This is a genomic window from Streptomyces sp. NPDC096339 (genome assembly GCF_044762985.1).
Taxonomy (GTDB): Bacteria; Actinomycetota; Actinomycetes; order Streptomycetales; family Streptomycetaceae; genus Streptomyces.
On the sequence record NZ_JBIWFI010000008.1, the window covers coordinates 45,325 to 70,341 of the forward strand.

23 protein-coding genes are annotated in these 25,017 nt (G+C 74.0%); 13 read left to right on the plus strand and 10 right to left on the minus strand.

All coding sequences use genetic code 11. The features are described 5' to 3' along the window. The first annotated feature begins 12 nt into the window (after positions 1-12). On the plus strand, positions 13-858 hold the full coding sequence (locus ACIQ5Y_RS13745; protein ID WP_403879325.1) for a patatin-like phospholipase family protein: 846 nt from the start codon (positions 13-15) through the stop codon (positions 856-858). Between the two features lie 78 nt (positions 859-936). Beyond that, a complete protein-coding gene (locus ACIQ5Y_RS13750; protein WP_403879629.1) occupies positions 937-1,728 on the plus strand; it encodes a spermidine synthase in 792 nt (263 codons plus the stop codon). A gap of 40 nt (positions 1,729-1,768) precedes the next feature. On the opposite strand, the gene ACIQ5Y_RS13755 is transcribed toward ACIQ5Y_RS13750, so the two are convergent. Both ACIQ5Y_RS13755 and ACIQ5Y_RS13760 read right to left on the minus strand, forming a co-directional pair. Continuing rightward, positions 1,769-3,106: an MFS transporter gene (locus ACIQ5Y_RS13755; protein WP_403879327.1), complete on the minus strand. Its 1,338-nt coding sequence runs from the start codon at positions 3,104-3,106 to the stop codon at positions 1,769-1,771. 69 nt (positions 3,107-3,175) lie between these two features. Next, complete coding sequence (locus tag ACIQ5Y_RS13760; protein WP_403879329.1) at positions 3,176-4,213, minus strand: hypothetical protein; 1,038 nt, start codon at positions 4,211-4,213, stop codon at positions 3,176-3,178. Positions 4,214-4,310: 97 nt separating this feature from the next. Here ACIQ5Y_RS13760 and ACIQ5Y_RS13765 point away from each other — a divergent pair, with 97 nt between their 5' ends. From ACIQ5Y_RS13765 to ACIQ5Y_RS13785, 5 genes are all read left to right on the plus strand, one after another. Then, positions 4,311-4,769, plus strand: coding sequence for a DUF4442 domain-containing protein (locus tag ACIQ5Y_RS13765; protein WP_403879331.1), 459 nt, complete (start codon positions 4,311-4,313; stop codon positions 4,767-4,769). Between the two features lie 49 nt (positions 4,770-4,818). Then, positions 4,819-5,019, plus strand: coding sequence for a DUF2191 domain-containing protein (locus ACIQ5Y_RS13770; protein ID WP_403879333.1), 201 nt, complete (start codon positions 4,819-4,821; stop codon positions 5,017-5,019). A 145-nt stretch (positions 5,020-5,164) separates the two neighbouring features. Continuing rightward, positions 5,165-7,678 carry a beta-glucosidase gene (locus tag ACIQ5Y_RS13775; RefSeq protein ID WP_403879335.1) on the plus strand — a complete coding sequence of 838 codons (2,514 nt, stop codon included), beginning with the start codon at positions 5,165-5,167 and terminating at the stop codon, positions 7,676-7,678. A 58-nt stretch (positions 7,679-7,736) separates the two neighbouring features. Beyond that, on the plus strand, positions 7,737-8,405 hold the full coding sequence (locus tag ACIQ5Y_RS13780) for a DedA family protein (RefSeq protein ID WP_403879337.1): 669 nt from the start codon (positions 7,737-7,739) through the stop codon (positions 8,403-8,405). Continuing rightward, positions 8,405-9,082 carry an ankyrin repeat domain-containing protein gene (locus ACIQ5Y_RS13785; RefSeq protein ID WP_403879339.1) on the plus strand — a complete coding sequence of 226 codons (678 nt, stop codon included), beginning with the start codon at positions 8,405-8,407 and terminating at the stop codon, positions 9,080-9,082. Before ACIQ5Y_RS13780 ends, ACIQ5Y_RS13785 begins: the two co-directional genes overlap by 1 nt. A gap of 109 nt (positions 9,083-9,191) precedes the next feature. Here the strand turns inward: ACIQ5Y_RS13785 and ACIQ5Y_RS13790 are convergent, their stop codons facing one another. Then, positions 9,192-9,737 carry a gamma carbonic anhydrase family protein gene (locus tag ACIQ5Y_RS13790; RefSeq protein WP_403879341.1) on the minus strand — a complete coding sequence of 182 codons (546 nt, stop codon included), beginning with the start codon at positions 9,735-9,737 and terminating at the stop codon, positions 9,192-9,194. Positions 9,738-9,876: 139 nt separating this feature from the next. Between ACIQ5Y_RS13790 and ACIQ5Y_RS13795 the strand changes: the two genes are divergently transcribed. Then, positions 9,877-10,626 (plus strand): acyltransferase, encoded by a 750-nt coding sequence (locus ACIQ5Y_RS13795; protein WP_403879343.1) that lies wholly within the window; start codon positions 9,877-9,879, stop codon positions 10,624-10,626. 6 nt (positions 10,627-10,632) lie between these two features. Here ACIQ5Y_RS13795 and ACIQ5Y_RS13800 read toward each other — a convergent pair whose 3' ends face one another. Continuing rightward, positions 10,633-11,499, minus strand: a complete 867-nt coding sequence (locus tag ACIQ5Y_RS13800; protein WP_403879345.1) for an EamA family transporter — start codon at positions 11,497-11,499, stop codon at positions 10,633-10,635. Positions 11,500-11,604: 105 nt separating this feature from the next. Here ACIQ5Y_RS13800 and ACIQ5Y_RS13805 point away from each other — a divergent pair, with 105 nt between their 5' ends. After that, positions 11,605-12,237, plus strand: a complete 633-nt coding sequence (locus ACIQ5Y_RS13805; protein WP_403879347.1) for a helix-turn-helix domain-containing protein — start codon at positions 11,605-11,607, stop codon at positions 12,235-12,237. Positions 12,238-12,264: 27 nt separating this feature from the next. Here ACIQ5Y_RS13805 and ACIQ5Y_RS13810 read toward each other — a convergent pair whose 3' ends face one another. Then, positions 12,265-12,669: a CoA-binding protein gene (locus ACIQ5Y_RS13810; RefSeq protein ID WP_403879349.1), complete on the minus strand. Its 405-nt coding sequence runs from the start codon at positions 12,667-12,669 to the stop codon at positions 12,265-12,267. 96 nt (positions 12,670-12,765) lie between these two features. Between ACIQ5Y_RS13810 and ACIQ5Y_RS13815 the strand changes: the two genes are divergently transcribed. From ACIQ5Y_RS13815 to ACIQ5Y_RS13825, 3 genes are all read left to right on the plus strand, one after another. After that, complete coding sequence (locus ACIQ5Y_RS13815; protein ID WP_403879351.1) at positions 12,766-13,392, plus strand: YigZ family protein; 627 nt, start codon at positions 12,766-12,768, stop codon at positions 13,390-13,392. 84 nt (positions 13,393-13,476) lie between these two features. Next, positions 13,477-14,646, plus strand: coding sequence for an exonuclease SbcCD subunit D (locus ACIQ5Y_RS13820; protein ID WP_403879353.1), 1,170 nt, complete (start codon positions 13,477-13,479; stop codon positions 14,644-14,646). Beyond that, complete coding sequence (locus tag ACIQ5Y_RS13825; RefSeq protein WP_403879355.1) at positions 14,643-17,654, plus strand: AAA family ATPase; 3,012 nt, start codon at positions 14,643-14,645, stop codon at positions 17,652-17,654. Before ACIQ5Y_RS13820 ends, ACIQ5Y_RS13825 begins: the two co-directional genes overlap by 4 nt. A 55-nt stretch (positions 17,655-17,709) precedes the next feature. Here the strand turns inward: ACIQ5Y_RS13825 and ACIQ5Y_RS13830 are convergent, their stop codons facing one another. After that, a complete protein-coding gene (locus ACIQ5Y_RS13830; protein ID WP_403879357.1) occupies positions 17,710-18,156 on the minus strand; it encodes an Lrp/AsnC family transcriptional regulator in 447 nt (148 codons plus the stop codon). Between the two features lie 94 nt (positions 18,157-18,250). Here ACIQ5Y_RS13830 and ACIQ5Y_RS13835 point away from each other — a divergent pair, with 94 nt between their 5' ends. Then, positions 18,251-18,766: a rhodanese-like domain-containing protein gene (locus tag ACIQ5Y_RS13835; protein ID WP_385364098.1), complete on the plus strand. Its 516-nt coding sequence runs from the start codon at positions 18,251-18,253 to the stop codon at positions 18,764-18,766. 90 nt (positions 18,767-18,856) lie between these two features. On the opposite strand, the gene ACIQ5Y_RS13840 is transcribed toward ACIQ5Y_RS13835, so the two are convergent. The 4 genes from ACIQ5Y_RS13840 to ACIQ5Y_RS13855 all read right to left on the minus strand — a co-directional run bounded on the left by ACIQ5Y_RS13840 (position 18,857) and on the right by ACIQ5Y_RS13855 (position 24,985). Next, entirely contained in the window at positions 18,857-20,560 is a 1,704-nt protein-coding gene (locus ACIQ5Y_RS13840) for a DUF885 domain-containing protein (RefSeq protein ID WP_403879359.1), read from the minus strand. A 218-nt stretch (positions 20,561-20,778) separates the two neighbouring features. Further along, positions 20,779-22,254 carry a GNAT family N-acetyltransferase gene (locus ACIQ5Y_RS13845; protein WP_403879361.1) on the minus strand — a complete coding sequence of 492 codons (1,476 nt, stop codon included), beginning with the start codon at positions 22,252-22,254 and terminating at the stop codon, positions 20,779-20,781. Between the two features lie 119 nt (positions 22,255-22,373). Then, entirely contained in the window at positions 22,374-23,942 is a 1,569-nt protein-coding gene (locus ACIQ5Y_RS13850; RefSeq protein WP_403879363.1) for an alkaline phosphatase D family protein, read from the minus strand. A gap of 191 nt (positions 23,943-24,133) precedes the next feature. Beyond that, a complete protein-coding gene (locus ACIQ5Y_RS13855; RefSeq protein ID WP_403879365.1) occupies positions 24,134-24,985 on the minus strand; it encodes an alpha/beta fold hydrolase in 852 nt (283 codons plus the stop codon). Between the last annotated feature and the right edge of the window lie 32 nt (positions 24,986-25,017).

Genomic DNA, 25,017 nt, shown 5'->3' on the forward strand with positions numbered 1-25,017 from the left:
GGACGGGCGGCGATGGGCGGCGACACGGCACTGGTGCTGGGCGGCGGCGGACTGACCGGCATCGGATGGGAGTGCGGCATCCTCTACGGGCTCGCCCGTGCGGGCGTCGACCTCACCACCGCCGACCTCGTCGTGGGCACCTCGGCGGGTTCGGTGGTCGGAGCCCAGCTCACCTCCGGACTCCTCTCCGCGCAGGAGTTGTACGAGCGCCAGCTCGGCGACGCCGACGGGGAGCGGGCCGCGAAGCTCGGGGCGGGCGTGCTGGCGCGGTTCGCCCTCGCCATGGTGCGCTCGCGCGACTCCACGGCCTACCGGCAGCGGATCGGCGCGATGGCCCTGGCCGCCGCCACGGAGGCGGAGGCCGAGCGGCGCAAGGTACTCGCCGCCCGGCTGGTCTCCCACGAATGGCCCGAGCGGCGGTTCGTGGTCACCGCAGTGGACGCGCACACCGGGGAGCCGGCCGACTTCGACCGGGCGAGCGGAGCCGGGCTCGTCGACGCCGTCTCGGCGAGCTGCGCCGTGCCCGGGGTGTGGCCGCCGGTGACGGTCGGCGGACGCCGGTTCATCGACGGCGGCGTCCGCTCCGCCACCAACGCCGACCTCGCGGCCGGCTACGCGCGCGTGGTGATCGTCGCGCCGATCGCGCTCGGCTCCGGGCTCGTCCCCTCGCCCGCGGCGCAGGCCGGGCGGCTGCGGAAGGCGGGTGCTCGGGTGCTGGTCATCACCCCGTCGGCGGCGGCCCGCAAGACCTTCGGGCGCAACGTACTGGACCCCGCCCGTCGGGACCCGGCGGCCCGGGCCGGGCTGGCGCAGGCCGCGGAGCACGTCGACGAAGCCGCCGCGGTCTGGTCGGGCTGAGCCCGGCCCGACAATGGTGGGGTGAGCGACGAACAGATCCCGGTGATCCGGGAAGTGGGCCAGGGCACCGCCAAGCTGATGCCGGACGTGGACCGGGAGCGGGCCTGGCTGCTGACCGTCGATGGGGCGCCGCAGTCGTACGTGGACCTCGACGACCCGCTGCACCTGGAATTCGAGTACGTCCGTCGCCTCGCGCACGTCCTGGACTGCGCGGCGGTGCCGGGGCAGGGGCTGGACCTCCTGCACCTCGGCGGCGGCGCGATGACCCTGCCGCGCTACGCGGCGGCCACCCGGGCGGGCTCCCGGCAGACGGTCGTCGAGTTCGACGAGGGCCTGGTGGACCTGGTCGCGGAGCACCTGCCGCTGCCGGAGGGGGCCGGGATCACGGTCCACGCCGCCGACGCCCGGGCCTGGCTGGAGGCCGCGCCGGCACGGAGCGCGGACGTGGTGGTGGCCGACGTGTTCGGCGGCTCGCGGGTGCCCGCGCAGCTGACCTCCGTGGAGTACGCGCGGGAGGCGGCGCGGGTGCTGAGGCCCGGGGGGCTGTACGTGGCGAACCTGGCGGACGGGGCGCCGTTCGACTTCCTGCGGGCCCAACTGGCCAACTTCGGGGAGGCCTTCGCGGAACTGGCGCTGATCGCGGAGCCGGCGGTGCTGCGGGGGCGGCGGTTCGGGAACGCGGTGCTGTTGGCCTCGGACGGGGAGCTTCCGATCGCCCCGGTGGCGCGGCTGTGCGCGGGCGACGCGTTTCCCGCCAGGGTGGAGTTCGGGGACGGGCTGGCCCGCCTGCTGCGCGGGGCGGTTCCGGTGGCCGATGCGGAGGCGGTGGCTTCGCCGCAGCCGCCGGAGGGTGCGTTCAGCCTGGGGTGAGGGGGCGGCTGCCGCGCCGCTGCCCCCGGACCCCCGCGCATCAAACGCCGGCGGGGCTGGAGTTGGCGGCGGCGGGGTCGTTCGCGGACGGGCTGGGTTCGGCCGATGGGGGCGGGGACGTGATGGGTGGGGCCGGGCGGCGCGTCAGCCGGCGGACGTCCGGGATCAGGAGGACCAGGGCGGTGGCCAGGACGACCAGGGTCGCGCAGCCCCACAGGGCCTGGGTGCGGCCGAAGGCCGATTCGGCCGGGCCCGCGAGCGCGGTGGCCAGCGGGACCATCGACACCGAGCCGAACCAGTCGTAGGCGGAGACCCGGGAGAACTTCTCCTCCGGGATCTCCTGGTGCAGGCTCGTCATCCAGTTCACGCCGAACACCTCGATGGCCGCGCCGCTCACGAACATCACCGCGCACAGCCCCCACACCGGCAGCGGTACGGCCAGCCCGGCCGACGGCAGCGCCAGCGGGAACACGCACAGGGTGCCGGTCAGCAGCAGCCTGCGCGGCTTCCACGTCATCATCAGGACCGCCCCGGCGATGGTCCCCACCCCGAACAAGGCCAGTGCCAGGCCCCACGGCGCCGGGCCGCCGAGCCGGTCCCGGGCGACCAGGGGACCGTAGACCGCCTCCGCGGCGCCCACGACGGCCACGACCACGGAGAACTGGAGCACGATGCTCCACAGCCAGGGGCGGGTGCGGACCTCCACCCAGCCCTCGCGCAGATCGGCCAGCATGCCGCCGCCGGGGGCCCGGTCCGGCTTGGGCGCGACGTCCAGGAAGGCGCGCAGAGCGCCCGCGATGGCGAAGGCGACCGCGTCGACCGCCAGGACCCAGCCCGGTCCGAGCGCGGCGATCATCGCCCCGCCGAGGGCCGCGCCACCGATGCCCGCGCCGTTCATCGCCATGCGGAACAGTGCGAAGGCGCGGTTGGCGTGTTCGCCGGAGACGGTGGACAGCAGCATGCCCTCGGCCGCCGGGTTGAAGAAGGCGGTGCCCGTGCCGCACAGGGCGGTCAGCAGCATCATCTGCCACAGCCGGGGTTCCCCGGTGAGGACGAGGAAGGCGAAGACGGCCTGCGAGACGCCGTTCAGGGCGTTGGCCGCGACCATCACGCGGTGGCGCGGCAGCCGGTCGGCGATCGCGCCGCCGATGAGCAGGAAGAGGACGAGCGGCAGCGTACGGGCGGCGGCGACGAGGCCGACGTCCCCGGTGGATCCGCCGGCCTCGATCACCGCGTACGCGGCCGCGATGAGCGCTCCGTGACTGCCGAGGTTCGTGACCACCGCCGCGCTCGTCAGCAGCGCGTAGTTGCGGCCCGCCCACTCGGGCCGGCGGCGGCGTGCGGGCGTACGGGAGGAGGCGGTACGGGAAGGGCTCACCACGGGACTATGTCCGCCCCGGGCCGGGAATCCAAACGGATTGTCGGCCCGGGGGCGGGGAACGGAAGATCAGCTCCCGCTGAGGCGGACCGAGCTCAGGATCTTCTCGTAGGTCTCCTGGGAGACCTCGCCGGGTACGCCGGCGGCGCCGTAGAGGACCCAGCTGGCGAAGTCACCCTTGGCGTTCCTGAAGCTGAAGGCGATGCTCTTGCCGTCGGAGTCGCACTTGGTCGCCTTCGGCAGGCCGCTCACGGTCGCCGTGGCCACGTGGCCCTTGAGTCCCGAAAGAGTGGTGTACTCCTTCGACTCGGAGATCTTGACGACCTCCTGGGGCTTCGGCTGCCCGTACGCGGCGTACGCCCAGCTGCCGGCCGCGTTGCGCGAGAGCTGAGCGGTGTCCTTCGCGCCCTGACCGCCCTTGGTGCCGGTGCCGGCCAGCGACGTGGTCTCCTCGCGGCCGTCCTTGTTGGAGTCGACCTTGCACCAGTCCTCCTTGAGCAAGGCCGGTGCGGACATCACGACGAAGGGGGAGCCGTCCGCCTTCGCCTTGTCCTCGAAGGCGATGGAGGTGCCGGAGCCGAGCACGTTCCACTCGGGCGGGACGTCGAAGGCGGTGCCGTGGGTCGGGTTGACGACGACCTTCCAGCCCGGGATCACCGGCTTGGCATCGCCGTCGGCTCGCGGGTTCGCGCTGCTGCCGGCCGGGGCGGGCTCGCTGGAAGCGGGTGCGGAGGAGGTCGCGACGGGCTTGTTGTCGGCCTCGTCCGTCTTCTTGTCGTCCCGTGTGAGGACGAACGCTCCGGTGGCGGCGGCCGCCACGATGACAGCGGCCGCCGCGACGATCGCCACGGTCTTGGTCTGGTAGCGGCTCCCGCCGCCGCCCGGGCCCTGCGGCGCCTGGGGGGCCTGCGGGGGCTGCTGGGGCTGTCCCCACTGCTGGCCGGGGACCACGGTCGGGGGCTGGGGGTACCCCGGCTGCTGCGGATATCCGTAACCGGGCTGCTGCTGATAGGGGTTCGGCTGCCCCGGCTGCTGGGCGTACGGGTTCTGTTGTGCGCCTTGAGGGTTCTGATCGCCCCCGGGCGGCTGCTGCTGTCCTGGCCACATGGCCGGTAACGATAGTGGGAGCGGCCTCCACGGGTCACGGCCGCCCCCTGTGCCGGGTCTGGCCAATCGTGTCTACTCGTGGGTAACATCGCCTTTCATGAGCGCAGATCAGATGAACGTGGGCGAACTGCTCGCCGCGACGGTGCCGATGGCCCGGACCCTGAACCTCCAGTTCCTGGAGACCACCCCCGAGCGCGCGGTCGTCCGGCTCCCGGACCAGCCCGACTACCACAACCACGTCGGCGGCCCGCACGCCGGCGCCATGTTCACCCTCGCCGAGTCGGCGAGCGGCGCCATCGTCCTGGCGGCCTTCGGCGACCAGCTCTCGCGCGCCGTGCCCCTCGCGGTGAAGGCCGAGATCGGCTACAAGAAGCTCGCCAAGGGCGTCGTCACCGCCACCGCCACCCTCGGCCGCCCCGCCGCGGAGGTCGTCGCCGAACTCGACGCGGGCGGCCGCCCCGAGTTCCCCGTCACCATCGCCATCCAGCGCGAGGACGAGGCCGTGACGGGCGAGATGATCGTCGTCTGGACCCTGCGCCCCAACACCCCGGCGTAGCGCGCCCGCTGCCGCTAGAGTCCCTCGCACGACGACGGAGGGAGTGCCCGTGGCAAAGGTCAGCATCAGCCTCGACGCAGAACTCGTGGTGGAGGTGATGGTCCTCGCCGGGGTCGGGTCGCCGCAGGACGCCGTGGAGGCCGTCGTACGGGACTACATCGCGCGCGGGCACCGCACCGAGGCCCGGGTGCAGCTCCAGGACGAGGCCCGGCGGGACGTCGACAGCCTGCCCCCGCCGCCGCAGGGCTGAAACCCGGCGCCCCCGGTGGCGCGTCTCGCCCGGCCCCGCCGGCGACCGGCGCACAGTGGGCGGGGGAGCGGTCCGGCGCGGGCCGCTCCCGCCGACCCTCCCCCAGACTCCGTCCGGGGGTGCCCCCAGCCTGCAGGGAGCGCCCATGAGCGAGGCCGTGTCCAGACGTACGGCGATGCGGCTGCTCGGAGCGGCGGGCGCGGCCGGCGCCGCACTCGGGGCGGTCGGCTGCGCGGCCACCGTGCCGCCGGGCGCGGGCGCGCGCGGGGCCTCGCCCTCACCCGCCCCCGCCGCCCCGGGAAAGGGCGCCGCCGCCAGGATCGACGCCCTGCTGGAGCAGCTCACCCTCGAAGAGAAGACCACCCTGCTGCACGGCGCCCGGGACCCCGCCCCACTGGGCCAGGCCGGCTACGTGCCCGGCGTACCGCGCCTGCGCATCCCCGCGCTGCGCCTGGCCGACGGCCCCGCCGGCGTACGGGTCGCCAAGCCCGCCACCGCCCTGCCGGCGCCGGTGATGCTGGCCTCCGCCTTCGACCCGGCGCTGGCCCGCGAGTACGGCAGGGTCCTCGGCCGGGAGGGCCGGGCACTCGGCCAGGACGTCCTGCTCGCGCCCATGGTCAACCTCATCCGCACCCCCTACGCCGGCCGGAACTTCGAGACCCTCGCCGAGGATCCCCGGCTGACCGCGGACCTGGTCGGCGAGCTGGTCCGCGGGATCCAGGACGAGGGACTCGTCGCCACCGTCAAGCACTTCGCCCTGGGGAACCAGGAGCGCGGCCGCGACACCATCGACATGATCGCCGCGGACCGGACCCTGCACGAGACCGAACTGCGCGGCTTCGAGGCCGCCGTGGCCGCCGGCGCGGGCGCCGTGATGGCCGCGTACAACAAGGTCAACGGGGTCCACGCCGGCGAGAGCAAACCGCTGCTCGACGAACTGCTCCGCGACACCTGGGGGTTCGACGGCTGGGTGATGTCCGACCGGGACGCCACCCGCAGCACCGTCGCCGCCATCGGCGCCGGGCTCGACATGGAGATGCCGGGCGGCACCCACTTCGGCGGCCCGCTGAGGCAGGCCGTGCGCGGCGGCTCCGTGCCGGAGGCCTTCGTGGACCTCGCCGTGCACCGGATCCTCACCACCATGGACCGCTTCGGGCTGCTCGCCGACCGCCCCAAGGCCCGGCCCGCCCGCGACGCCGCCGCCGGGGCCCGGCTGGCCCGCAAGGTGGCGACCGCGGGCGCCGTGCTGCTGCGCAACGAACACGGCACCCTGCCGCTGACCGGCGCCGCCGCCCGGTCCATCGCGGTGATCGGCCCCACCGGCCAGGTCCCCTTCGTCGGTGGCGGCGGCAGCTCGCACGTGGTGCCCGACCGGGCCGCCTCCCCGCTCGCCGCCATCAGGCAGCGCGCCGGCAGCGGCGCCGCCGTCCGCCACGCACTCGGCGAGGACCTGTACGGGCGCCCGCTCCCGCCGAAACTGCTCACCCCGGCCGCCGACCTGGACGACCGGAGCGTGGAGGCCGGGCAGAGCTGGAGCCACGAGGGCGAGTTCCGCCTGGCCGAGGACGACGAGTGGACCCTGGTCGTCCACTACACCGGACAGCGGCCGGGCGTACGCCTCGACGGCGAGGAGCTGTTCCCGGTGCGCCAGGGCGCGGCCGAGCGGTTCGCGGGCGGACTGCTCGGCTCCGCACCCGACGGGATGAGCGTGCGCCGCCGCACCCTCGCCCTCAAGGCGGGCACCCACCGGCTCGCCGTCACGGCCCCGGGCGGGCCGAAGGGCCGGCGCTTCCGGCTCAGGCACACCACGAAGGCCACCCGGGCCGCCGATCTCGCCGAGGCGGTACGGGCGGCGAAGGGCGCCCGCAGCGTGGTCCTGTTCGCCTACGAGGACGCCACCGAGGGCACCGACCGCACCTCCCTGGCCCTCCCGGGCGGACAGGCCGCCCTGATCGAAGCCGTCGCCGCCGCGAACCCGCGCACCGCCGTCGTGCTCAACACCTCGTCCAGTACGACCATGCCGTGGCTCCCGCACACCGGGGCCGTCCTCCAGATGTACTACCCGGGCCAGGAGGGCGCCGCCGCCACCGCCGACGTCCTCTTCGGGGACGTGGACCCGGGCGGCCGGCTCACCCAGACCTTCCCGGCCGACGAACGGGCCACCCCGGTCGGTGGGGACCCGGTCCGCTACCCGGGGGTCGGCGGCCGGCAGGAGTACACCGAGGGCGTCCACGTCGGCCACCGCTGGTACGACGCACAGCAGGTGGCCCCGCTGTTCCCCTTCGGGCACGGGCTCTCGTACACCACCTGGCAGTACGAGAAGCTGGCCGTCCGTCCCGAGCGGGGAGGCCTGCGCGTGGAGTTCACCGTCCGCAACACCGGCCGCCGCAAGGGCACCGAGGTGGCCCAGGTGTACGTCGGCCCCTCCCCGGACCTGAAGCTCGACCAGCCCGTGCGCGTGCTGGCCGGGTACCGGCGGCTCACCCTCGCGCCGGGAGCGGAGCAGCGGGTCACCGTCGACGTGGACGCCCGCACCCTGTCGTCCTGGGATCCGGAGCGGCGGGCCTGGGTACTCGGTTCCGGCCGTCGTGAGGTGTTCGCGGGCCGTTCCTCCCGTGAACTGCCACTGAGGGCGAAGGCTGTGGTGAGGAGCCGATAGGCTGCCCGTTCGGCGTGTCACAGGGGGCGCGCCGGGGACGACACGGGAGGACGTACCGGTGCACATCCAGGAATGGCTGGAGACGATTCCGGCGGTCAGCATCTATCTCCTGGTGGGTCTGGTCATCGGGCTGGAGAGCCTCGGCATCCCGCTGCCCGGAGAGATCATCCTGGTCAGCTCGGCGCTGCTGGCCTCCCAGCACGGGGACATCAACCCCGTGGTGCTGGGCGTCTGCGCGACCACGGGCGCGATCGTCGGCGACTCGATCGGCTACGCGATCGGACGCCGCGGCGGCAAGCCGCTGCTGGAGAAACTGGGCCGGCGCTTCCCCAAGCACTTCGGGCCCGAGCACGTGGCCGTGGCGGAACGCTCCTTCGAGAAGTGGGGCATGTGGGCCGTCTTCTTCGGGCGGTTCGTGGCACTGCTGCGCATCTTCGCCGGGCCGCTGGCGGGCGTGCTGCACATGCCGTACTGGCGGTTCCTGATCGCGAACATCCTCGGCGGGATCCTCTGGGCCGGCGGGACCACGGCCGTCATCTACTCGGTCGGCATCGTCGCCGAGCCGTGGCTGAAGCGGTTCTCCTGGGCGGCCCTCGCGCTCGCGGTGCTGTTCGGGCTCGCGGTGACGCTGGTGGTGCGCAGCCGGATGAAGAAGGCGGCCGCGGCGGCCGCGGCCGAGGCCGGGGTCCCCGCCCAGTCGACGGCACGGGTGCCGGCCAACGACTGATGCCGGAGCCGGTGGTGGGGGAGTGGTCGGCGGAGGGCCGGTCGGAGGAGTACAACCCACTGGCGAACGCGCTGGGGCGGGCGGCCGAGGCCGGCGACGCGGCCATGGTGGAACGCCTCCTCGCCGGGGGAGCCGAGGCCGACGCCTGGGTCCCCGGCGGGCGCAGGGCCCTCGACCTGGCCGTGTGCGCGGGGTGGGCCGAGGTCGTGCGGCAGCTCGTCGAGGCCGGCGCCGACCCCGGGCGCGATGCGGGCCCGTACGACGAGGCGACGCCGATGGCCCTGGCGGCGATGAACGGGCACACGGCCGTCGCCCGGGTCCTGCTCGACGCGGGCGCCGATCCGTGCGGCCCGGCCGGGCGGATGCGCTACGTACCGCTGGTCCTGGCCGCCACGCACGGGGAGTGCGGCTCGCCGGCGACCGTGGACCTGCTGCTGGACCGGGGCGCCGACCCCGAGGAGCGGATGCGGGACCGCACCGCGCTCGAATGGGCGGCCCGGTTCGGCCACCAGGCCGTGGTGGAGCAGCTGATCGCGCGCGGCGCCGCCGTCACGGAGCGGGCCGTGCGGGAGGCGGTGTCGGGGCGGGGGTTCAGGACCCGCACCCCGGACTCGGGCCACCGCATCCCGGCGTACGAGCGGGTCGTGGCCGCACTCCGGGCCGCGCTCGGGACCTGAGGCCGCCGGGTCGGCGCGTACGGGGCCCGTAGGGGAGCGCGCCGCCCGGACGGACGGCGCGGCCCGTAAGACCTTGATCCGCCGGCGACCCTGATACGCCGGACGGGCCCTACGCCTCCGGGGTCACCGAGGCGCGGTGCTGCTTGGCGAGCTCCACGTACATCTGGGCGTTGATCCGGATGTGCTCGCGCTCCTCCTCGGACAGCTCGCGGCGCACCTTGGCCGGGACTCCCGCGACCAGCGAGCCGGGCGGGACCACCATGCCCTGCGGCACCAGCGCCTGCGCGGCCACCAGCGAACCCGCGCCGATCACCGCGCCGTTCAGGACGGTCGCACCCATGCCGATCAGGCAGTCGTCCTCGACGGTGCAGCCGTGCACGACGGCGTTGTGGCCGATGGAGACGCGCTCGCCGATCGAGACCGGGAAGCCCGGGTCCACGTGGATCGTGCAGTTGTCCTGCACGTTGCTGTCGGCGCCGAGGGCGATCGGGCCGCAGTCGGCGCGCAGCACCGCCGAGTACCAGATGCTCGCGCCGGCGCCGAGGGTGACCTCCCCAACCACGACCGAGGTGGGCGCGGTGAAGGCCGTCGCGTCGATGTCGGGGTTCTTGCCGCCGACGCCCGCCACGAGTGCTTGGGGCCCCTGGTGCGTCATGTTCTCTTCCTTCGTCTCTCCGGATGCCGCTGCCGCGCTCAGAGCACCGTAGGGCACGCGGGTCCCCGCACCCGCGATGGGGTGAAGATCACAGGATCGTGGCCCCGACGACCGGCGCCCGGCGCACTACCGTGGCCGGGTGCCGAAGAACCAGAACACGTTCTCATCGCTGACGGCCCTGCGCCGCCGGCTGGCGAACCGCGCGGTCCACGCCGGCTGGCGCTGGATGCAGCAGGCCGGCGCCGTCACCGCGCAGACCCCGGGACGCCTGCGGTTCGGCGCGATCGGGCACGGCACCCGGCTCGCCTTCCCGCAGGGCACGGTCTTCGGCGAGCAGTGGATCCGCCTCGGGGAGCACTGCATCATCGGCGAGCAGGTCACCCTCACCGCCGGCATGATGCCGGACCTGGACCTGGGCGCGGAGCCGATGCTCGTGCTCGGCGACGGGGTCGTCCTGGGCCGGGGCAGCCATGTCATCGCCGACGCCCGGATCACGATCGAGGCCAACACCTTCTGCGGCCCCGGGGTCTACATCACGTCCACGAACCACAGTTACGACGATCCGCACGAGCCCGTGGGCCGGCAGTGGCCGCGCAGCGCCCCGGTGGAGATCGGTCCGGGGTGCTGGCTCGGCACGGGCGCGGTGATCCTGCCGGGCGCCCGGCTCGGCCGCAACGTCGTCGTGGCCGCGGGGGCCGTCGTACGGGGCGAGGTGCCCGACCACGCGGTGGTGGCGGGGGCGCCCGCGCGCATCGTACGCAGGTGGCAGCCCGAGACCGGTTGGCAGCCGCCGCTGCGGACCCCGGCGCCCGTGCCGATCCCGGACGGGATGACCCCGGAGCAACTGCGCGGGCTGGCGCAGCTGGCGGAGGCCGAACAGGCGAAGTGACCCGTCCTAGCCGGCCGCGAGGAGAACCGTTCCGGCGAGGGCGAGGCCCGCGCCGGCCGCCTGTACGGTGCGCAGCCGTTCCTTGAGTACGGCGAAGGCGGCGAGCGCGGTGATCACCGGGTAGAGCGAGGAGAGCACCGCGGCCACGGTGACGGGGCCGTGCTGGGCGGCGACGGAGTAGGTGCCGTTCGCCGCGACGTCAGCGAGTCCGACGAAGGCGAGCGCCGGCAGCAGCCCCCACAGGATCCGCGGACCGGTCCCCGCGGGCAGGGCCGGGATGCCGCGGCGGGTCTGCGCCCACAGGGCGGCGCCGCCGACGGCGACGTTCGTCACCCGCTGCACGAACAGCGCGAGGAACAGCCCGGTCACGCTGGTGGAGGCCTGCGCGATCAGGGCCATCACCGCGCCGAACCCGAAGGCCGCGACCAGGGTGAGGACCACGGCCTGCCGCTGGACGGGGGCGCCGCGCAGTTCCGGGCCGCCCGCGAGGACGATGCCGACGACGGCCACCGCGATCCCCGCGAACTGGCCGAGGCCGGGCCGTTCGCCCAGCAGCAGCCCCGCGGCGACGGGCACGACCACGCCGAGGGAGCCGAGCGGGGAGACCACGCCCATGGGGCCGAGGGCCAGCGCCTTGTAGAAGCTGAGCATGGCCACCGGCCCGACGAGGCCCGCGCCGACCGCGAACCACAGCTGCGGGCCGGCCTCCCGCCAGGCACCCGTGCCGAGGACCACGGCGCCGAGCACGGCCACCGCGGCGATCTGCGAGACCACGACCACCGTGAGCGCGGGGATCCGGCGGGTCAGCAGCCCGCCGCCGAAGTCGGCCAGGCCCCACAGCACGGCTGTGGCCAGGGCGAAGAGGGCGGTCATGGCGGGCCTCGCAGTACAGTGTGATGAACGGTGGGGTGCAGCATCGAACACTCCGCACGGTAGTTCATTGTGCTGGACTGCGTCATCCAAAATATTGGACGGAATGTGTCGGATCTCGAAGAGCTCACCCAGGCACTCGCCCGGAACCTCAAGCGCTGGCGCGGTGAGCGCGGATTCACCCTGGACTCGCTGGCCGCCCGCTCGGGAGTCAGCCGGGGGATGATCATCCAGATCGAACAGGCCCGTACGAACCCGAGCGTCGGCACGACGGTGAAACTGGCCGACGCCCTCGGGGTCAGCATCTCCACGCTGCTCGACTACGACAGGGGTCCCCAGGTGCGGATCGTCGAGCCCGGCCAGACGGTGCGGATCTGGTCCAGCGAGGCGGGCAGCTCGACGACGATGCTGATCGGCACCGACGAGCGCGGGCCGATGGAACTGTGGACCTGGCACCTCGTGCCCGGCGAGGGGACGGAATCGGCTCCGCACCCCTCCGGCACCATCGAGATGCTCCACGTCACCGCGGGGGACCTGACGCTGGTGGTCGGCGACGAGGAGTTCCGCGTACCGGCCGGGGCCGCGGCCACCTTCGAGGCCAACCTCCCGCACGCCTACCGCAACGACGGCACGGTGCCGATGGAGATGACGCTCGCGGTGTCGGTCCCGCCGGTGTCGGCACCGGTGCCGGCCCCCGCGCACGCGGCCCCGCCCGCCCGGGTGGCCGAGCCCCGGAACTGACTGGCCGCCCGAGGCTGGGGGAAGGCCCTAGAGGGCCGGGATCTCGATCGCCGGGCAGCGGTCCATCACCATGTCCAGCCCCGCCTCACGGGTGCGGGCGAAGGCCGCCTCGTCGACCACGTTCAGCTGGAACCAGACGGCCTCCGCGCCGGCGGCGACCGCGGAGTCGGCGACCGCCCCGGCCAGGGTGCTGTTCACGAAGACGTCCACCACGTCCACCTTGAACGGGATCTCCTCCAGAGAGGCGTACCCGGGCTCGCCGTGCACCGTCTCGGCCTTCGGGTGCACGGGCACCACGCGCTTGCCGAACTGCTTGAGCACGCGGGCCACCCCGTACGCGGCCCGGTCCTGGTTGTTGGACAGGCCCACGACGGCCCAGGTGTCCCCGAGCTCGGTGAGGATCTTGCGGATGGTTGCCGGGTCGCCGTACACGTGTGCCGCCTCCTGCTGGTCTGGCCGTCCGACCGTTGCCGGACCCCGACTCCTCAACGGAAAAACCGCACGTCGTCTTCCCCGTAGGGTGGAGAAGTGAAGGCAGACCAATACGTGACGGTGGCCCGAGAGGGCATGCACGAGTCCGAGATCAACCGCTCGCGCTTCCTGTGCTCGCTCGCGCCCGCCGCGACCGAGCAGGAGGCGCAGGACTTCCTCGCGCGGATCCGCAAGGAGCACCCCACCGCCTCGCACAACTGCTTCGCGTACGTGATCGGCGCCGACGCCGCCGTGCAGAAGGCCAGTGACGACGGCGAGCCCGGCGGCACCGCCGGGGTGCCGATGCTGCAGATGCTCATGCGCCGGGACGTCCGGTACGCCGTCGCCGTGGTCACCCGCTACTACGGCGGCGTCAAGCTCGGCGCCGGCGGTCTGATCAGGGCGTACGGCGGTGTCGTCGGCGAGGCCCTCGACGCGCTCGGCACCGTCACCCGGCGCCGCTACCGGCTGGCCACCGTGACCGTGGACCACCAGCGGGCCGGAAAGACGCAGAACGACCTGCGCTCCACCGGCCGCACCGTCGTGGACCTGCGCTACGGGGCCGCGGTGGAGATAGAGGTCGCCCTGCCGGAGGCGGACCTGCCCGGCTTCGAGGCCTGGCTCGCCGACAGCACGGCGGGCAGTGCCACCCTCACGCTCGGTGGTGAGACGTACGCGCCCTGAGCGCCCCCGGGACGGGTTAGCGTAGAGGGGTCAGGCGAGCGGAAGACGATCAGGGGGACACGGCATGTGCGGCGGGACCGGCGAGTGAAGTTCCTGCACACCTCCGATTGGCACCTCGGCCGGTCCCTCCACCGCGTCAACCTGCTCGCCGCCCAGGCGGCCTTCGTCGACCACCTCGTCGAGACGGCCCGGGAGTACGAGGTCGACGCCGTCCTGGTCGCCGGAGACGTCTACGACCGGGCCGTGCCCCCGCTGCCGGCCGTCGAACTCTACGACCAGGCCCTGCACCGGCTCGCCGAGCTCGGCGTGCCCACCGTCATGATCTCCGGGAACCACGACTCCGCCCGACGCCTCGGGGTCGGGGCCGGGCTGATCGACCGGGCCGGGATCCACCTCAGGACCGACCCGGCCGGCTGCGCCGACCCCGTGGTGCTGGCCGACGTACACGGAGACGTGGCCTTCTACGGGCTGCCCTACCTGGAACCGGCCCTGGTCAAGGACGAGTTCGCGACGCAGAAGGTCAGCCACGAGGCCGTGCTGGGCGCGGCCATGGAGCGGATCCGGGCCGATCTCTCCGGGCGTGCGCCCGGCACCCGCTCCGTCGTCCTCGCCCATGCCTTCGTCACCGGAGGGCAGGCCAGCGACAGCGAGCGCGACATCTCCGTGGGCGGGGTCGAGGCCGTGCCCGCCTCCGTCTTCGACGGGGTGGACTACGCGGCCCTCGGCCACCTCCACGGCTGCCAGACGATCAACGAACGGGTCCGGTATTCCGGTTCCCCGCTCGCCTACTCGTTCTCGGAGGCCGACCACCGCAAGACGATGTGGCTCGTCGAACTGGGCGCGGAAGGGGAGATCACCGGAGCCGAGCGGATCGACACCCCCGTGCCCCGGGCCCTCGCCCGGCTGCGAGGGCCGCTGGAGACCCTGCTCGAGGACCCGGCGTACACGGCGCACGAGGACGCCTGGGTCGAGGCGACCCTCACCGACCCGGTCCGGCCCGACGACCCCATGGCCCGGCTCGTCACCCGCTTCCCGCACACCCTCAGCCTCGCCTTCGACCCCGAGGGCCGCGAGGAGGAGACCGGCACCTCCTACGCCCAGCGGCTGCGCGGCCGCAGCGACCAGGAGATCGCCGAGGACTTCGTGGCCCACGTACGCGGAGGCGGGCACGCGGACGAGGCCGAACGGGCCGTGCTGCGCAGCGCCTTCGACGACGTACGGACCGACGACAGCCGCCAGGAGACCCACCGATGAGGCTGCACCGGCTGGCGGTCACCGCCTTCGGGCCCTTCGCCGAGCCCCAGGAGATCGACTTCGACGCCCTGTCCGGCGCCGGGATCTTCCTGATGCACGGGCCCACCGGCGCCGGCAAGACCTCCGTCCTCGACGCCGTCTGCTACGCGCTGTACGGCTCCGTCCCCGGCCCCCGCCAGGCCCCCGGCACCAGTCTGCGCAGCGACCACGCCGCCCCCGACACCCCGACCGAGGTCACCCTCGAACTCACCGCGGGCGGACGGCGCCTGGAGATCACCCGCCGCCCCGAGCAGGACCGGCCCAAGAAGCGCGGCACGGGCACGACCAAGGACAAGGCGCAGAGTTGGCTGCGCGAGCACACGGGCGAGGGCTGGGAGGCGCTGAGCCGTTCCCACCAGGAGATCGGCGAGGAGATCGAGCAGCTCCTCGGCATGAGCCGCGAGCAGTTCTGCCAGGTGGTGCTGCTGCCGCAGGGTGAGTTCGCCAAGTTCCTGCGCGCCGACGAGGCCGCGCGCGGCCGCCTGCTCGGCCGGCTCTTTGACACCCGCCGCTTCGCCGCCGTCGAGACCCTGCTCGGAGACCGCCGCCGGGCCGCCGAGGCCAAGGTGCGGGCCGGCGACGAGAAGGTGCTGCACACCGCCCAGAGGCTCGCCCAGGCAGCCGGGGACAGCGCCGACCTGCGGGCCTGGCCCATGCCCGGGCACCAGCCGGGCGACCCCGGGCTCGCCGGAGCCGTCCGCGCGTGGGCGGCCGTCGCCCGGTGCTCCGCCCGGGAGCGGCTGGCGGTGGCCGAGTACGCGCTCGCCGCTGTCGAGGGCCGGCACGCCGCGGCCCGGCGGGCCGCCGAGGACGCCCGGGAGCTGGACCGCCTGCAGCGCCGCCACGCGGAGACCACCCGCCGGGCCGCCCTGCTCGCCGGGGCGGAGCCCGAGCGGGAGCGCGTGCGCGCCCTCCTGGACCGGGCCCGGCGCGGCGCCCTGGTCGCCCCCGCGCTGGAACTGCGCGGAGCGGCCTCGGCCGCGCACCTCGCCGCCGCCCACGCGGAGACGGCCGCCCGGTCCGAACTCCCCCCGATGTTCAGGGAGGCGGGCACCGAGCAACTGGCCGGGGTCGAGCAGGAACTGCGCGAGGCACTCGGCGCACTGGGAGCGGCCCGCCGGGACGAGCAGCGCAGCGCCGAGATCGGCCGCGAACGGGCCGACCTGGAACGGGAGTCCCGGGCCGCGGAGGAAGCCCACCTGGAATCGGCCGAGTGGCTCGCGCGCTGGGACGCCACCCGGGCCGGGCTGCGGCAGCGGGCGGACGCGGCCCAGCAGGCCGCGACCCTCGCCGAGCAGCTCGCGGGCAAGCTGGAACCCGCCCGCATGCACCTGAACTTCGCCCGCCGGCGCGACGAGCTGGCCGCCGAGGCCGAGCGCACCGAGCGCGAACTCCTCACCCTGCGCGAGGAGTCCGCCCTCGCCAGGGAACGCTGGCTGGAGCTGAAGGAAGCCCGGCTGCGCGGGATCGCCGCCGAACTCGCCGAGGCGCTGGTGGCGGGCGAGGCCTGCGCGGTGTGCGGCTGCGCCGAGCACCCCGCACCCGCCCGACCCGCCCCGGGCCATGTGGACCGTGCCGCCGAGGACGCCGCCCACGCCCTCTTCGAGCGCGCCGAACAGGCACGCGCCGCCGTCGAACGCCGCCTCGCCGCCGCCCGGCAGGCCCGCGCCGAGGCCGCGGCCGCCGCCGGGGACGCCACCGCCGCCGAACTCCTCGAACTGACCTCCGACCTGAGCTCCCGTCACGCCGCCGCCCACGCGGCGGCCGCCGGACTGCACACCGCCCGCGAGCGCCTCGCCCGCGCCGAACGCGAGCACGCCGCGCGCAGTGCCGACCGGCTCGACGCCGAACGCCGGGCCGCCGCCAGGGCCTCGCGCCGCGAGGCGCTGGACCGGGAGCAGGCCTCGCTGGAGGCGGAGCTCGCACAGGTGCGGGACGGTGCGCCCACCGTCGCCGCCCGCGCCCGCCTCCTGGAGGACCGGGTCCGGATCGTCTCGGGGGCCGCCGCAGCGCTGCGCCGCGCCGAAACCACCGCCGCCCGGTTGAAGGAGGCCGACGACCAGCTCGCCGACGCCGCCTTCAAGGCCGGCTTCGACACCATCGAGGACGCGGCCGACGCGGTGCTGCCCGACTACGAACGCTCCGCGCTCCAACACCGGCTGGACGGCTGGCAGGCGGAGGAGGCCATGCTGGCGGACCGCCTCGCCGAGAGCGACACCGCCGCGGCCGGAGAGCTGCCCCCGGCTGCACCGATGGAGGCCGAGGCCTACGCGGCGCGGGCCGCCGCGAAACTTCGTACGGCAGGATCGGCCTTCGACGCGGCCCGGGTCCGCTGCGAGGAGCTGGACCGCCTCTCCCGGCAGGCGGAGCACGAACTGCGCGCTCTGGGCCCGCTGCGCGAGGCCTACGACCGGGTGGCCCGGCTGGCCGGACTCACCGCGGGCACCTCGGCCGACAACGAGCGCAAGATGCGGCTGGAGGCCTACGTGCTGGCCGCCCGCCTGGAGCAGGTGGCCGCCGCCGCGACGGTACGGCTGCTGCGCATGTCCGGCGGCCGGTACACCCTGGTGCACTCCGACGCGCGGGCGAGCGGACGGGGGCGTTCCGGGCTCGGCCTGCACGTCCTCGACGCGTGGACCGGCAGTGAGCGGGACACGGCCACGCTGTCGGGCGGCGAGACCTTCTTCGCCTCGCTCTCGCTCGCGCTGGGCCTCGCCGACGTGGTCACCGACGAGGCGGGCGGGATGCGCCTCGACACGCTCTTCATCGACGAGGGCTTCGGCAGCCTCGACGACCAGGCGCTGGACGAGGTGCTCGACGTACTGGACTCGCTGCGCGAGCGGGACCGCAGCGTCGGCATCGTCAGCCACGTCGCCGACCTGCGGACTCGGGTCCAGACCCAGCTGGAGGTCGTCAAGCAGCGCGGCGGCTCCGTGGTGCGCCACCGGACGGCGGCGCTCACGGACTGAGCGGATCCGCTCGCGGACCTCGCGGACCTCGCGGACCTCCCGGACCTCCCGGACCTCACGGACTGAGCGGGCGCCTCGGGAGCGGGGACGAGTACACGATGCTCGTCGTCACCGGCCCGAGGCCCGCGATCCGGCCCGTGATCTCCTCCAGGTGCGCCATCGAGCGGGCCGCGACCTTCAGTACGAAGCAGTCGTCGCCCGTGACGTGGTGGGCCTCCAGGATCTCCGAAGTGGCGTCCAGGAAGTCGTGGAACGGCTTGTAGTTGCCGTGCGGATAGCGCAGCCGCACCAGGGCGAGGATCGCCTTGCCCAGCTTCTCCGGATCGACCACCGCCGTGTAGCCGGTGATGATCCCGACCTCCTCCAGACGGCGGACCCGCTCCGTGACGGCGCTCGCGGACATGGACACGGAGCGGGCGAGTTCGGTGAAGCTGGCGCGGCCGTCCTGCTGGAGGGCTTCGAGGATCCGCCAGTCGGTGGCGTCAGGGGAATACTCGGTCATGTTGCAGATCTAGCAGGGGATTCCCCGGCAGTACAAGCCAAAGGCCGGGGAAAATCACTTCCTAGGTTGATCAACAACTCGTAGATTTCCAGTCATGACGACGACGCAGAACACCACTTCCCCCGCCGCCACCGCCAACCCCGTGCTCCGGGTGCCCCCGGCCTCCCCGGCCGCGGCCGCCGCGTACTTCGCCGCGAGCCTGGCCTTCCACGCGGACGTCTCGGACGTCGCCGCGGCCTTCAAGGCCCACCGCGAGCAGGGCGCCGAGCTCGGCTTCCAGCTGATCGACTCCCGCTCCACCCCGTCCTGGGACCAGGCCCACGTGCCCGGCGCCATCCACCTGCCCACCGCCCTCATCCCCGAGCAGGCCGAGCGGCTCCTGGACAAGAACGTGCCCGTGGTGACGTACTGCTGGGGCCCCGGCTGCAACGGCGGCACCCGCTCCGCCCTGGCCCTGGCCGAACTCGGCTTCCAGGTCAAGGAGATGCTCGGCGGCATCGAGTACTGGATCCGCGAGGGCTTCGAGGTCGAGACCTGGCAGGGCAACCAGCAGCGTGCCGAGGCCGACCCGCTGACCGCGCCCACCGACTCGGACGACTGCGGCTGCTGACGTGTGCGCCGTGCGGGCCGGGTCCCGCGCAGGCGGACGGGCCGCTCACCCCGGGGGGAGATGAGCGGCCCGTCCGTGTTCCCGATGGCCTCAGAGCTTGGACAGCTCGTCCACCAGGTCGTCCAGACCCAGCGAACCCTGCGACAGCGCTGCCATGTGCCAGGCCTTCAGGTCGAAGGACTCGCCGCGCGCGGCCCGCGCGTTGTCGCGGCCCAGCAGCCAGGCGCGCTCGCCCAGCTTGTACCCGATGGCCTGCCCCGGCATCGACAGGTAGCGGGTCACCTCGCTCTCGATGAAGTCGCCCGGCCGACCGCTGTGCAGGCCGAAGAACTCCTGGGCCAGGTCCACCGTCCACCGCTCGCCCGGGTGGAACGGTGAGTCCGCCGGGATCTCCAGGCCCAGGTGCATGCCGATGTCCACGATGACCCGCGCCGCGCGCATCATCTGGCAGTCCAGGTAGCCCAGGCGCTGCTCGGCGTCCTTGAGGTAGCCCAGTTCGTCCATCAGGCGCTCCGCGTACAGCGCCCAGCCCTCGGCGTTGGCGCTGACGAGACCCACGCTGGCCTGGTAGCGGGACAGCTGGTCCGCGACGTGCGTCCACTGCGCGAGCTGGAGGTGGTGGCCGGGGACGCCCTCGTGGTACCAGGTGGAGACCAGGTCGTAGATCGGGAAGCGGGTCTGGCCCATCGTGGGCAGCCAGGTGCGGCCCGGACGGGAGAAGTCCTCCGACGGGTTCGTGTAGTACGGAGCCGCCGCGCCGCCGGGCGGGGCGATCTTCGACTCCACCCGCTTGACCCGCTCCGCGAGTTCGAAGTGGGTGCCGTCGAGGTTCTCGATGGCCTCGTCCATGAGCCCCTGGAGCCAGGCCTGGACCTCGTCGACGCCCTCGATGTGGGTGCCGTGCTCGTCCAGGTGCTTCAGTGCCTCCCAGGGGCCCGCGCCCGGGAGGATCTTGGCGGCCTCGGCCTTCATCTCGGCGAGCAGGCGGTGGTACTCGGACCAGCCGTAGGCGTACGCCTCGTCCAGGTCCAGATCGGTGCCGTTGAAGTAGCGCGACCAGCGGGCGTACCGCTCGCGCCCCACGGTGTCCGGCTTGCCCTCGACGGCCGGGGCGTACACGTCGCGCATCCAGTCGCGGAGCTCGACGAGGGCGGCCGTCGCGGCGGCGGCCGCCCCGTCCAGTTCCGCGCGCAGCGCTTCGGGGCCGCCCGAGGCGAAGTCCTCGAAGAAGGCGGGCTCGTCGCCGTCCTGCCCGGCCCAGGCGGTGAGCTGGCCGATCATGGTGGCGGTGGCGCGGGGGCCGCCGTACAGGCCGCGCTCCAGGCCGAGGGCCAGGCCCTCGCGGTAGCCGCCGAGGGAGGAGGGTACGGCGCGCAGCCGCTCGGCGATGGCCGCCCAGTCCTCGTCGGTGTCGGACGGGGTGAGGGTGAAGACCTCGCGGATGGCGTGCGCGGGGCTGTGGATGTTGCTGACCGCGCACAGGTCCTCGTCGGCCCCGTGGACCGCGAGTTCGGCGTTCAGCCGCTCGCGCAGCAGCCGGCCGCAGCGGCGCTCGGCGTCGCTGTCGGCGCCGGGCAGCGCCTCGGCGGCGTCGAGCCGGGCGAGGGTGGTGCGGGCCAGTTCGGCGACGGCCGCCCGGCCGGCCGGGGAGAAGTCCGGGAGCTTGCCGGAGCACTCGGCGACACCGAGGTAGGTGCCCGTGATCGGATCGAGGGCGATGAGGTCGTCGACGTACGCGTCGGCCACCTGGCGGGGCAGCTTCGGAGTGCTGCCGTTGTTGAAGATCTCTGACATGCGGCCATCTTCGTACGTGAGACGGTCCTACGTCATCACCGTATGACGCCAGTCTGCTGACCTGGGCAGCTTTCGGAAATGCCGCCGACCCGCACGCGGCCCGGGCAGGTGCCGGATCGGCTGCCGCGTCGCGTGCGGGCCGGGGTGCGGGTCGGGGCGAAAGGGACGTTCCCCGGCGGCCGGTTGTGGCTGGTTGTCGCCGGTCCCGGCGGGTGGGTTCAGTGGTGGTTGCGCGGAGGCCGCGGTTCGCGCCGCGGGAGTTCGTGCGTGCCGTCGTGGGTGATCTGGTGGGTGATGTCGTGGGTGACGTCGTACGGCAGGCGCGAGCTGACGGGGGTCGCGTCCAGCCGGGCCGTGATCACGAGCGTGCCCTCCTCGATCTGGTAGTCGAGGGGGAGGCCGAGCCCGCGCATGGCGGCGACCATGCCGGTGTTGGAGGCCTGAGTGACCGCGTACACGCTGTCGCAGCCGGCCTCGACGGCCATCGCGACGAGCCGGCGCAGCAGTTCGGAGCCGATGCCGCGGCGCTGCCAGTCGTCCTCGATGAGGAGCGCGACCTCGGTCTCGTCGCCGTCCCACAGGAGGTGGCCGAGGGCCACGAGCCTGCCCGAGGCGGTGGTGGCGGCCAGGGTGCGGCCGAACCGGGGGCTGAGCAGGTGGCCGAGGTAGCGGTCGGCGTCGGCGACGGGGCCGTGGTAGCGCAGCGACAGGGTGCGCTCGGAGCAGCGGTCGTGCATCGCGCGGGCGGCGGTCAGGTCGGAGCCGTCGGCGCGGCGGACGGTGACCTCGTTGCCCTCGGGCAGGGTCAGTACGTCCAGGCCGCGCGGGACGCGGGGGCCGAGGCGGGCGTCGAGCTCGACGAGGGCACGGGCGCGGGCGAACTCGGTCGGCGTGAAGGGGAGGTAGGGCCGCTCCACGGTGATCGCGCCGCCCGAGGGGTCGCGCAGCCGCATGACGGTGGCCTCCAGCACTCCTTCCACCGGGGCGTCGGCGCCCGCGTTGGGACGGCCGGAGAGGGTGGTCGCCGGGATCGAGTGGATGGTGCAGCGGCCCAGCAGCTGGCGCAGCGCGAGCGGCAGTTCGGCGGCGTCGAGGGCGGTGCGGGTGGCCAGGCCCAGGACCCGGGTCGGGGTGTCGACCAGGTCGTGGGCGTCGGCGCGCTCGATCCAGGTGCTGTGCCCGCCGGCCAGCGCGATGGCGCGGGTGAGGTCGGCGGACGGCAGCTGCTGCGGGGCCCGCAGCAGGAACTCGTCGACCGTGCCGCCCTCGGGGAGCGGGTGCGTCTGGAGCGTGAGGATGTCGACGCCGTTGCGGGCGAGGGCGGTGCAGAGGGCGGCCAGGGAGCCGGGTTCGTCCCGTACGGTCGTGCGCATCCGCCACAGGGCGGCGGTCGGCGCGTCGGCGGTGGGGGCCGTGCCCGCGCCTGTCCTCGTGCCCCGGACCGCCGCCGGCCCGGTGTCCGGCGGCGGCGCATGGCTGTGGCGCCTGGCCCACCAGGTGTGGAAGGCCGCGGTGACGAGGAGCGCGACGGCCGAGGCGACGAGCAGGACCGGGCCTCCGGGCCCGTGCGCGACGAGATTGGCGATGGCGTCGGCGACCGCGACGGCGCAGAAGAGGGCGGCGAGCTCGACGACGTCACGACGCCAGTGGTGGCGGTGGGGACGCTGGGCAGAGGCAAGATCACGGTCAGTCATGCACACCACTGTGGCGCAGGGGTGTTGCGTGATCACGAACGATCTGTGACCGCCTGGTTAAGTGTCCATCTGGCCGATTTCACCCAGTTTTCCGGGGCATTTCCGTGGACCCGCCGACCCTACTGCCCCACCCGACCGGGCTGGAGCGTCTTGGTGAACAGTACGCCGCCTCCCTGGCGCCGCAGGCGGACGGTGAGTTCCCCACTGTCGCCGTCGATGTCGACCTCGCCGTAGTAGGGCGGGTTCTCCGACGGTGACATGTTGGCGAACGGCGCCGACTGGACGAAGGCCGTCTCCGGGCCGAAGGTGGCGTCGAGCCGTCCGGAGGGGAAGCCGCCCGCGCCGATGGGGCCCGAGACGAACTCCCAGAAGGGCGCGAAGTCGGCGAAGGCCGCCCGCTCCGGTGCGTAGTGGTTGGCGGCGGTGTAGTGCACGTCGGCGGTGAGCCAGACGGTGCCGGTGATGCGCTGGTGCTTGATGTGGCGCAGCAGTTCGGCGATCTGGAGCTCGCGGCCCAGCGGGGCGCCGGGGTCGCCCTGGGCCACGGCCTCGAAATCGGTCGCGCCGTCGGGGACGACGATGCCGAGCGGCATGTCGGAGGCGATCACCTTCCAGGTGGCGCGGGAGCGGCTGAGCTCGCGCCGCAGCCAGGCCAGCTGCTCGGGACCGAGGATCCCGATGGGGTCCTCCGCCGCGGTGCCGGGGGAGTTGGCGTTCCGGTACGTGCGCATGTCGAGTACGAAGACGTCGAGGAGCGGGCCGTACCGCATCACGCGGTACATCCGGCCCTCGGCGCGACCGCCGCGCAGGTCGGTGACGGGGAAGTACTCGCCGAAGGCCTGGCGGGCGCGGGCGGCGAGGGTGTCGGCGTCCCGCACCGTGTAGCGGGGGTCGTCGATCAGCTGGCCCGGGTACCAGTTGTTGCGCACCTCGTGGTCGTCCCACTGGGCGAGCACGGGCACCTGGGCGTTGAAGGCGCGCAGGTTGTCGTCGAGCAGGTTGTAGCGGAAGTTCCCGCGGAACTCGGCGAGGGTCTCCGCGACCTTCGACTTCTCCTCGGTGGTGACGTTGCGCCACGTCGTGCCGTCGCGCAGCGGCACGGAGGGCTTGATCGGCCCGTCGGCGTAGATGGTGTCCCCGCTGAAGAGGAAGAAGTCGGGATTGCGCAGCCGCATCTCCTCGAAGACGCGGTAGCCGCCGAGGTCGGGGTTGATGCCCCAGCCCTGGCCCGCCAGGTCCCCGGACCACACGAAGCGCACGTCGTGCCGGCGGGAGACGGGGGTGGTGCGGAAGCTGCCGTGGACCGGCTCGGAGGTGCGGCGCGGGTCGTCGGGGTCGGCCAGGACCACCCGGTAGTGGATCTGCCGGCCGGGCGGGAGGTCGCGCAGGACGGTGGTCCCGGTGAAGTCGGAGGAGGGGCCGAGGAGCGGACCGCGGTGGCGGCGCACGGCGTACCGGAACGCCTCGCTCGGGGAGGTCTCCACGGACATCCACGCGGGGCGGTCGGAGCGGGTCCACACGGTGGCCGAGTGGGCGGTGATCTCGCCCGATTGCACGCCCCAGAGCGCGTTCGGCCGGCCGGAGCGGGCGAAGGCGGGGGCCGCGAGCGCCGGAACGGCGAACAGCGCGGAGGACAGGGCGAGGGAACCGCCGATCAGGGACCGTCGGGTGTGCGGCATCGGTGCCATCGGTGCGTCTCCAGGGGCGGGCGGGGGTGGGTCGGACCAGGGTGCCGCCACACCCCGGCCCGGCCGCGTCGCCCACGCGAACCCGGGATGAACAGCCGCCAGCCGCTCAGCCGTTCAGCTCTTCGACCCGTTCGCCCTTTTCGGCCACCCCGCGCCGTGCCGCCGTCAGGCCACCCCGCGCCGTGCCGCCGTCAGGCCGCCACGGGGGTCCGGGCACGGGCGGTGTCCAGGATCACCCGGGAGACGAGCGCCGGATCGTCGTTCATCGGCACGTGTCCGCACCCGGGGAGCCGGACCAGCCGCGCGCCGGGGATGGTGTGCTTGGCCCGTACGCCCTGGCGGCGCAGCAGCAGCCGGTCGCGGGCACCCCAGGCGATGGTGACCGGCAGACCGGGCACGTCGTCGGTGAACCGTACGGACCCACCCGCGGCCAGGGTCGCCTCGAAGCCGGTGGCCCCGCGCAGGGCGAGGGTCTCGGCGACCACGGCCTCGGGCGAACGGCGGGCAGGGCGGGCGTAGATGGTGCCGGTGAGCGCCATCCTGCCCGCGGAGCCGCGCGAGAGCCGCTCCAGTGCGGTAAGGGGCAGCGCCTTGGCGCCGGCGCGCATCGCGAGGAGGGCGGCGAAGGCGTAGCGGCGCTCGCCTTCCGTCCAGAACCCGGCCGGGGAGAGGGCGGTGACCGAGCGGGCCAGGCCGGTCCGGCCCATTTCGAGCGCGAGCAGGCCGCCGAGGGAGTTCCCCGCGACGTGCGGGCGCTCGACACCGAGGGCCGCGCAGAGCGCCCCGAGTGCCGGGGACACGGTGGCCAGGTCGTACGGGACGCCCTCGGGCAGGGGCGCCGAGGCGCCGAAGCCGGGCAGATCGACGGCGATCACATCGTGTTCGGCGGCCAGGATGTCGGTCACCGGGTGCCAGGCCTGGAGGTGGTGGCCGATGCCGTGCAGCAGGAGGAGCGGTTCGCCCGCGCCCTTGCGCTCGTAGGCGACGGTGGCGGTGCGGGGGCCGAGCGGCGATTCGATCGTGAAGGAGACCGTGGCGGTCATGCTGCTCCTCGTCGGCTGGACGCGTGTGAGAC

Coding starts and splice junctions, on each gene's coding strand:
- ACIQ5Y_RS13750 (WP_403879629.1), top strand. CDS start 937: ATGCCGGACGTGGACCGGGAGCGGGCCTGGCTGCTGACCGTCGATGGG.
- ACIQ5Y_RS13835 (WP_385364098.1), top strand. CDS start 18,251: ATGACGACGACGCAGAACACCACTTCCCCCGCCGCCACCGCCAACCCC.
- ACIQ5Y_RS13830 (WP_403879357.1), bottom strand. CDS start 18,156: ATGACCGAGTATTCCCCTGACGCCACCGACTGGCGGATCCTCGAAGCC.
- ACIQ5Y_RS13850 (WP_403879363.1), bottom strand. CDS start 23,942: ATGGCACCGATGCCGCACACCCGACGGTCCCTGATCGGCGGTTCCCTC.
- ACIQ5Y_RS13800 (WP_403879345.1), bottom strand. CDS start 11,499: ATGACCGCCCTCTTCGCCCTGGCCACAGCCGTGCTGTGGGGCCTGGCC.
- ACIQ5Y_RS13845 (WP_403879361.1), bottom strand. CDS start 22,254: ATGACTGACCGTGATCTTGCCTCTGCCCAGCGTCCCCACCGCCACCAC.
- ACIQ5Y_RS13745 (WP_403879325.1), top strand. CDS start 13: ATGGGCGGCGACACGGCACTGGTGCTGGGCGGCGGCGGACTGACCGGC.
- ACIQ5Y_RS13790 (WP_403879341.1), bottom strand. CDS start 9,737: ATGACGCACCAGGGGCCCCAAGCACTCGTGGCGGGCGTCGGCGGCAAG.
- ACIQ5Y_RS13785 (WP_403879339.1), top strand. CDS start 8,405: ATGCCGGAGCCGGTGGTGGGGGAGTGGTCGGCGGAGGGCCGGTCGGAG.
- ACIQ5Y_RS13760 (WP_403879329.1), bottom strand. CDS start 4,213: ATGTGGCCAGGACAGCAGCAGCCGCCCGGGGGCGATCAGAACCCTCAA.
- ACIQ5Y_RS13855 (WP_403879365.1), bottom strand. CDS start 24,985: ATGACCGCCACGGTCTCCTTCACGATCGAATCGCCGCTCGGCCCCCGC.
- ACIQ5Y_RS13775 (WP_403879335.1), top strand. CDS start 5,165: ATGAGCGAGGCCGTGTCCAGACGTACGGCGATGCGGCTGCTCGGAGCG.
- ACIQ5Y_RS13840 (WP_403879359.1), bottom strand. CDS start 20,560: ATGTCAGAGATCTTCAACAACGGCAGCACTCCGAAGCTGCCCCGCCAG.
- ACIQ5Y_RS13765 (WP_403879331.1), top strand. CDS start 4,311: ATGAGCGCAGATCAGATGAACGTGGGCGAACTGCTCGCCGCGACGGTG.
- ACIQ5Y_RS13825 (WP_403879355.1), top strand. CDS start 14,643: ATGAGGCTGCACCGGCTGGCGGTCACCGCCTTCGGGCCCTTCGCCGAG.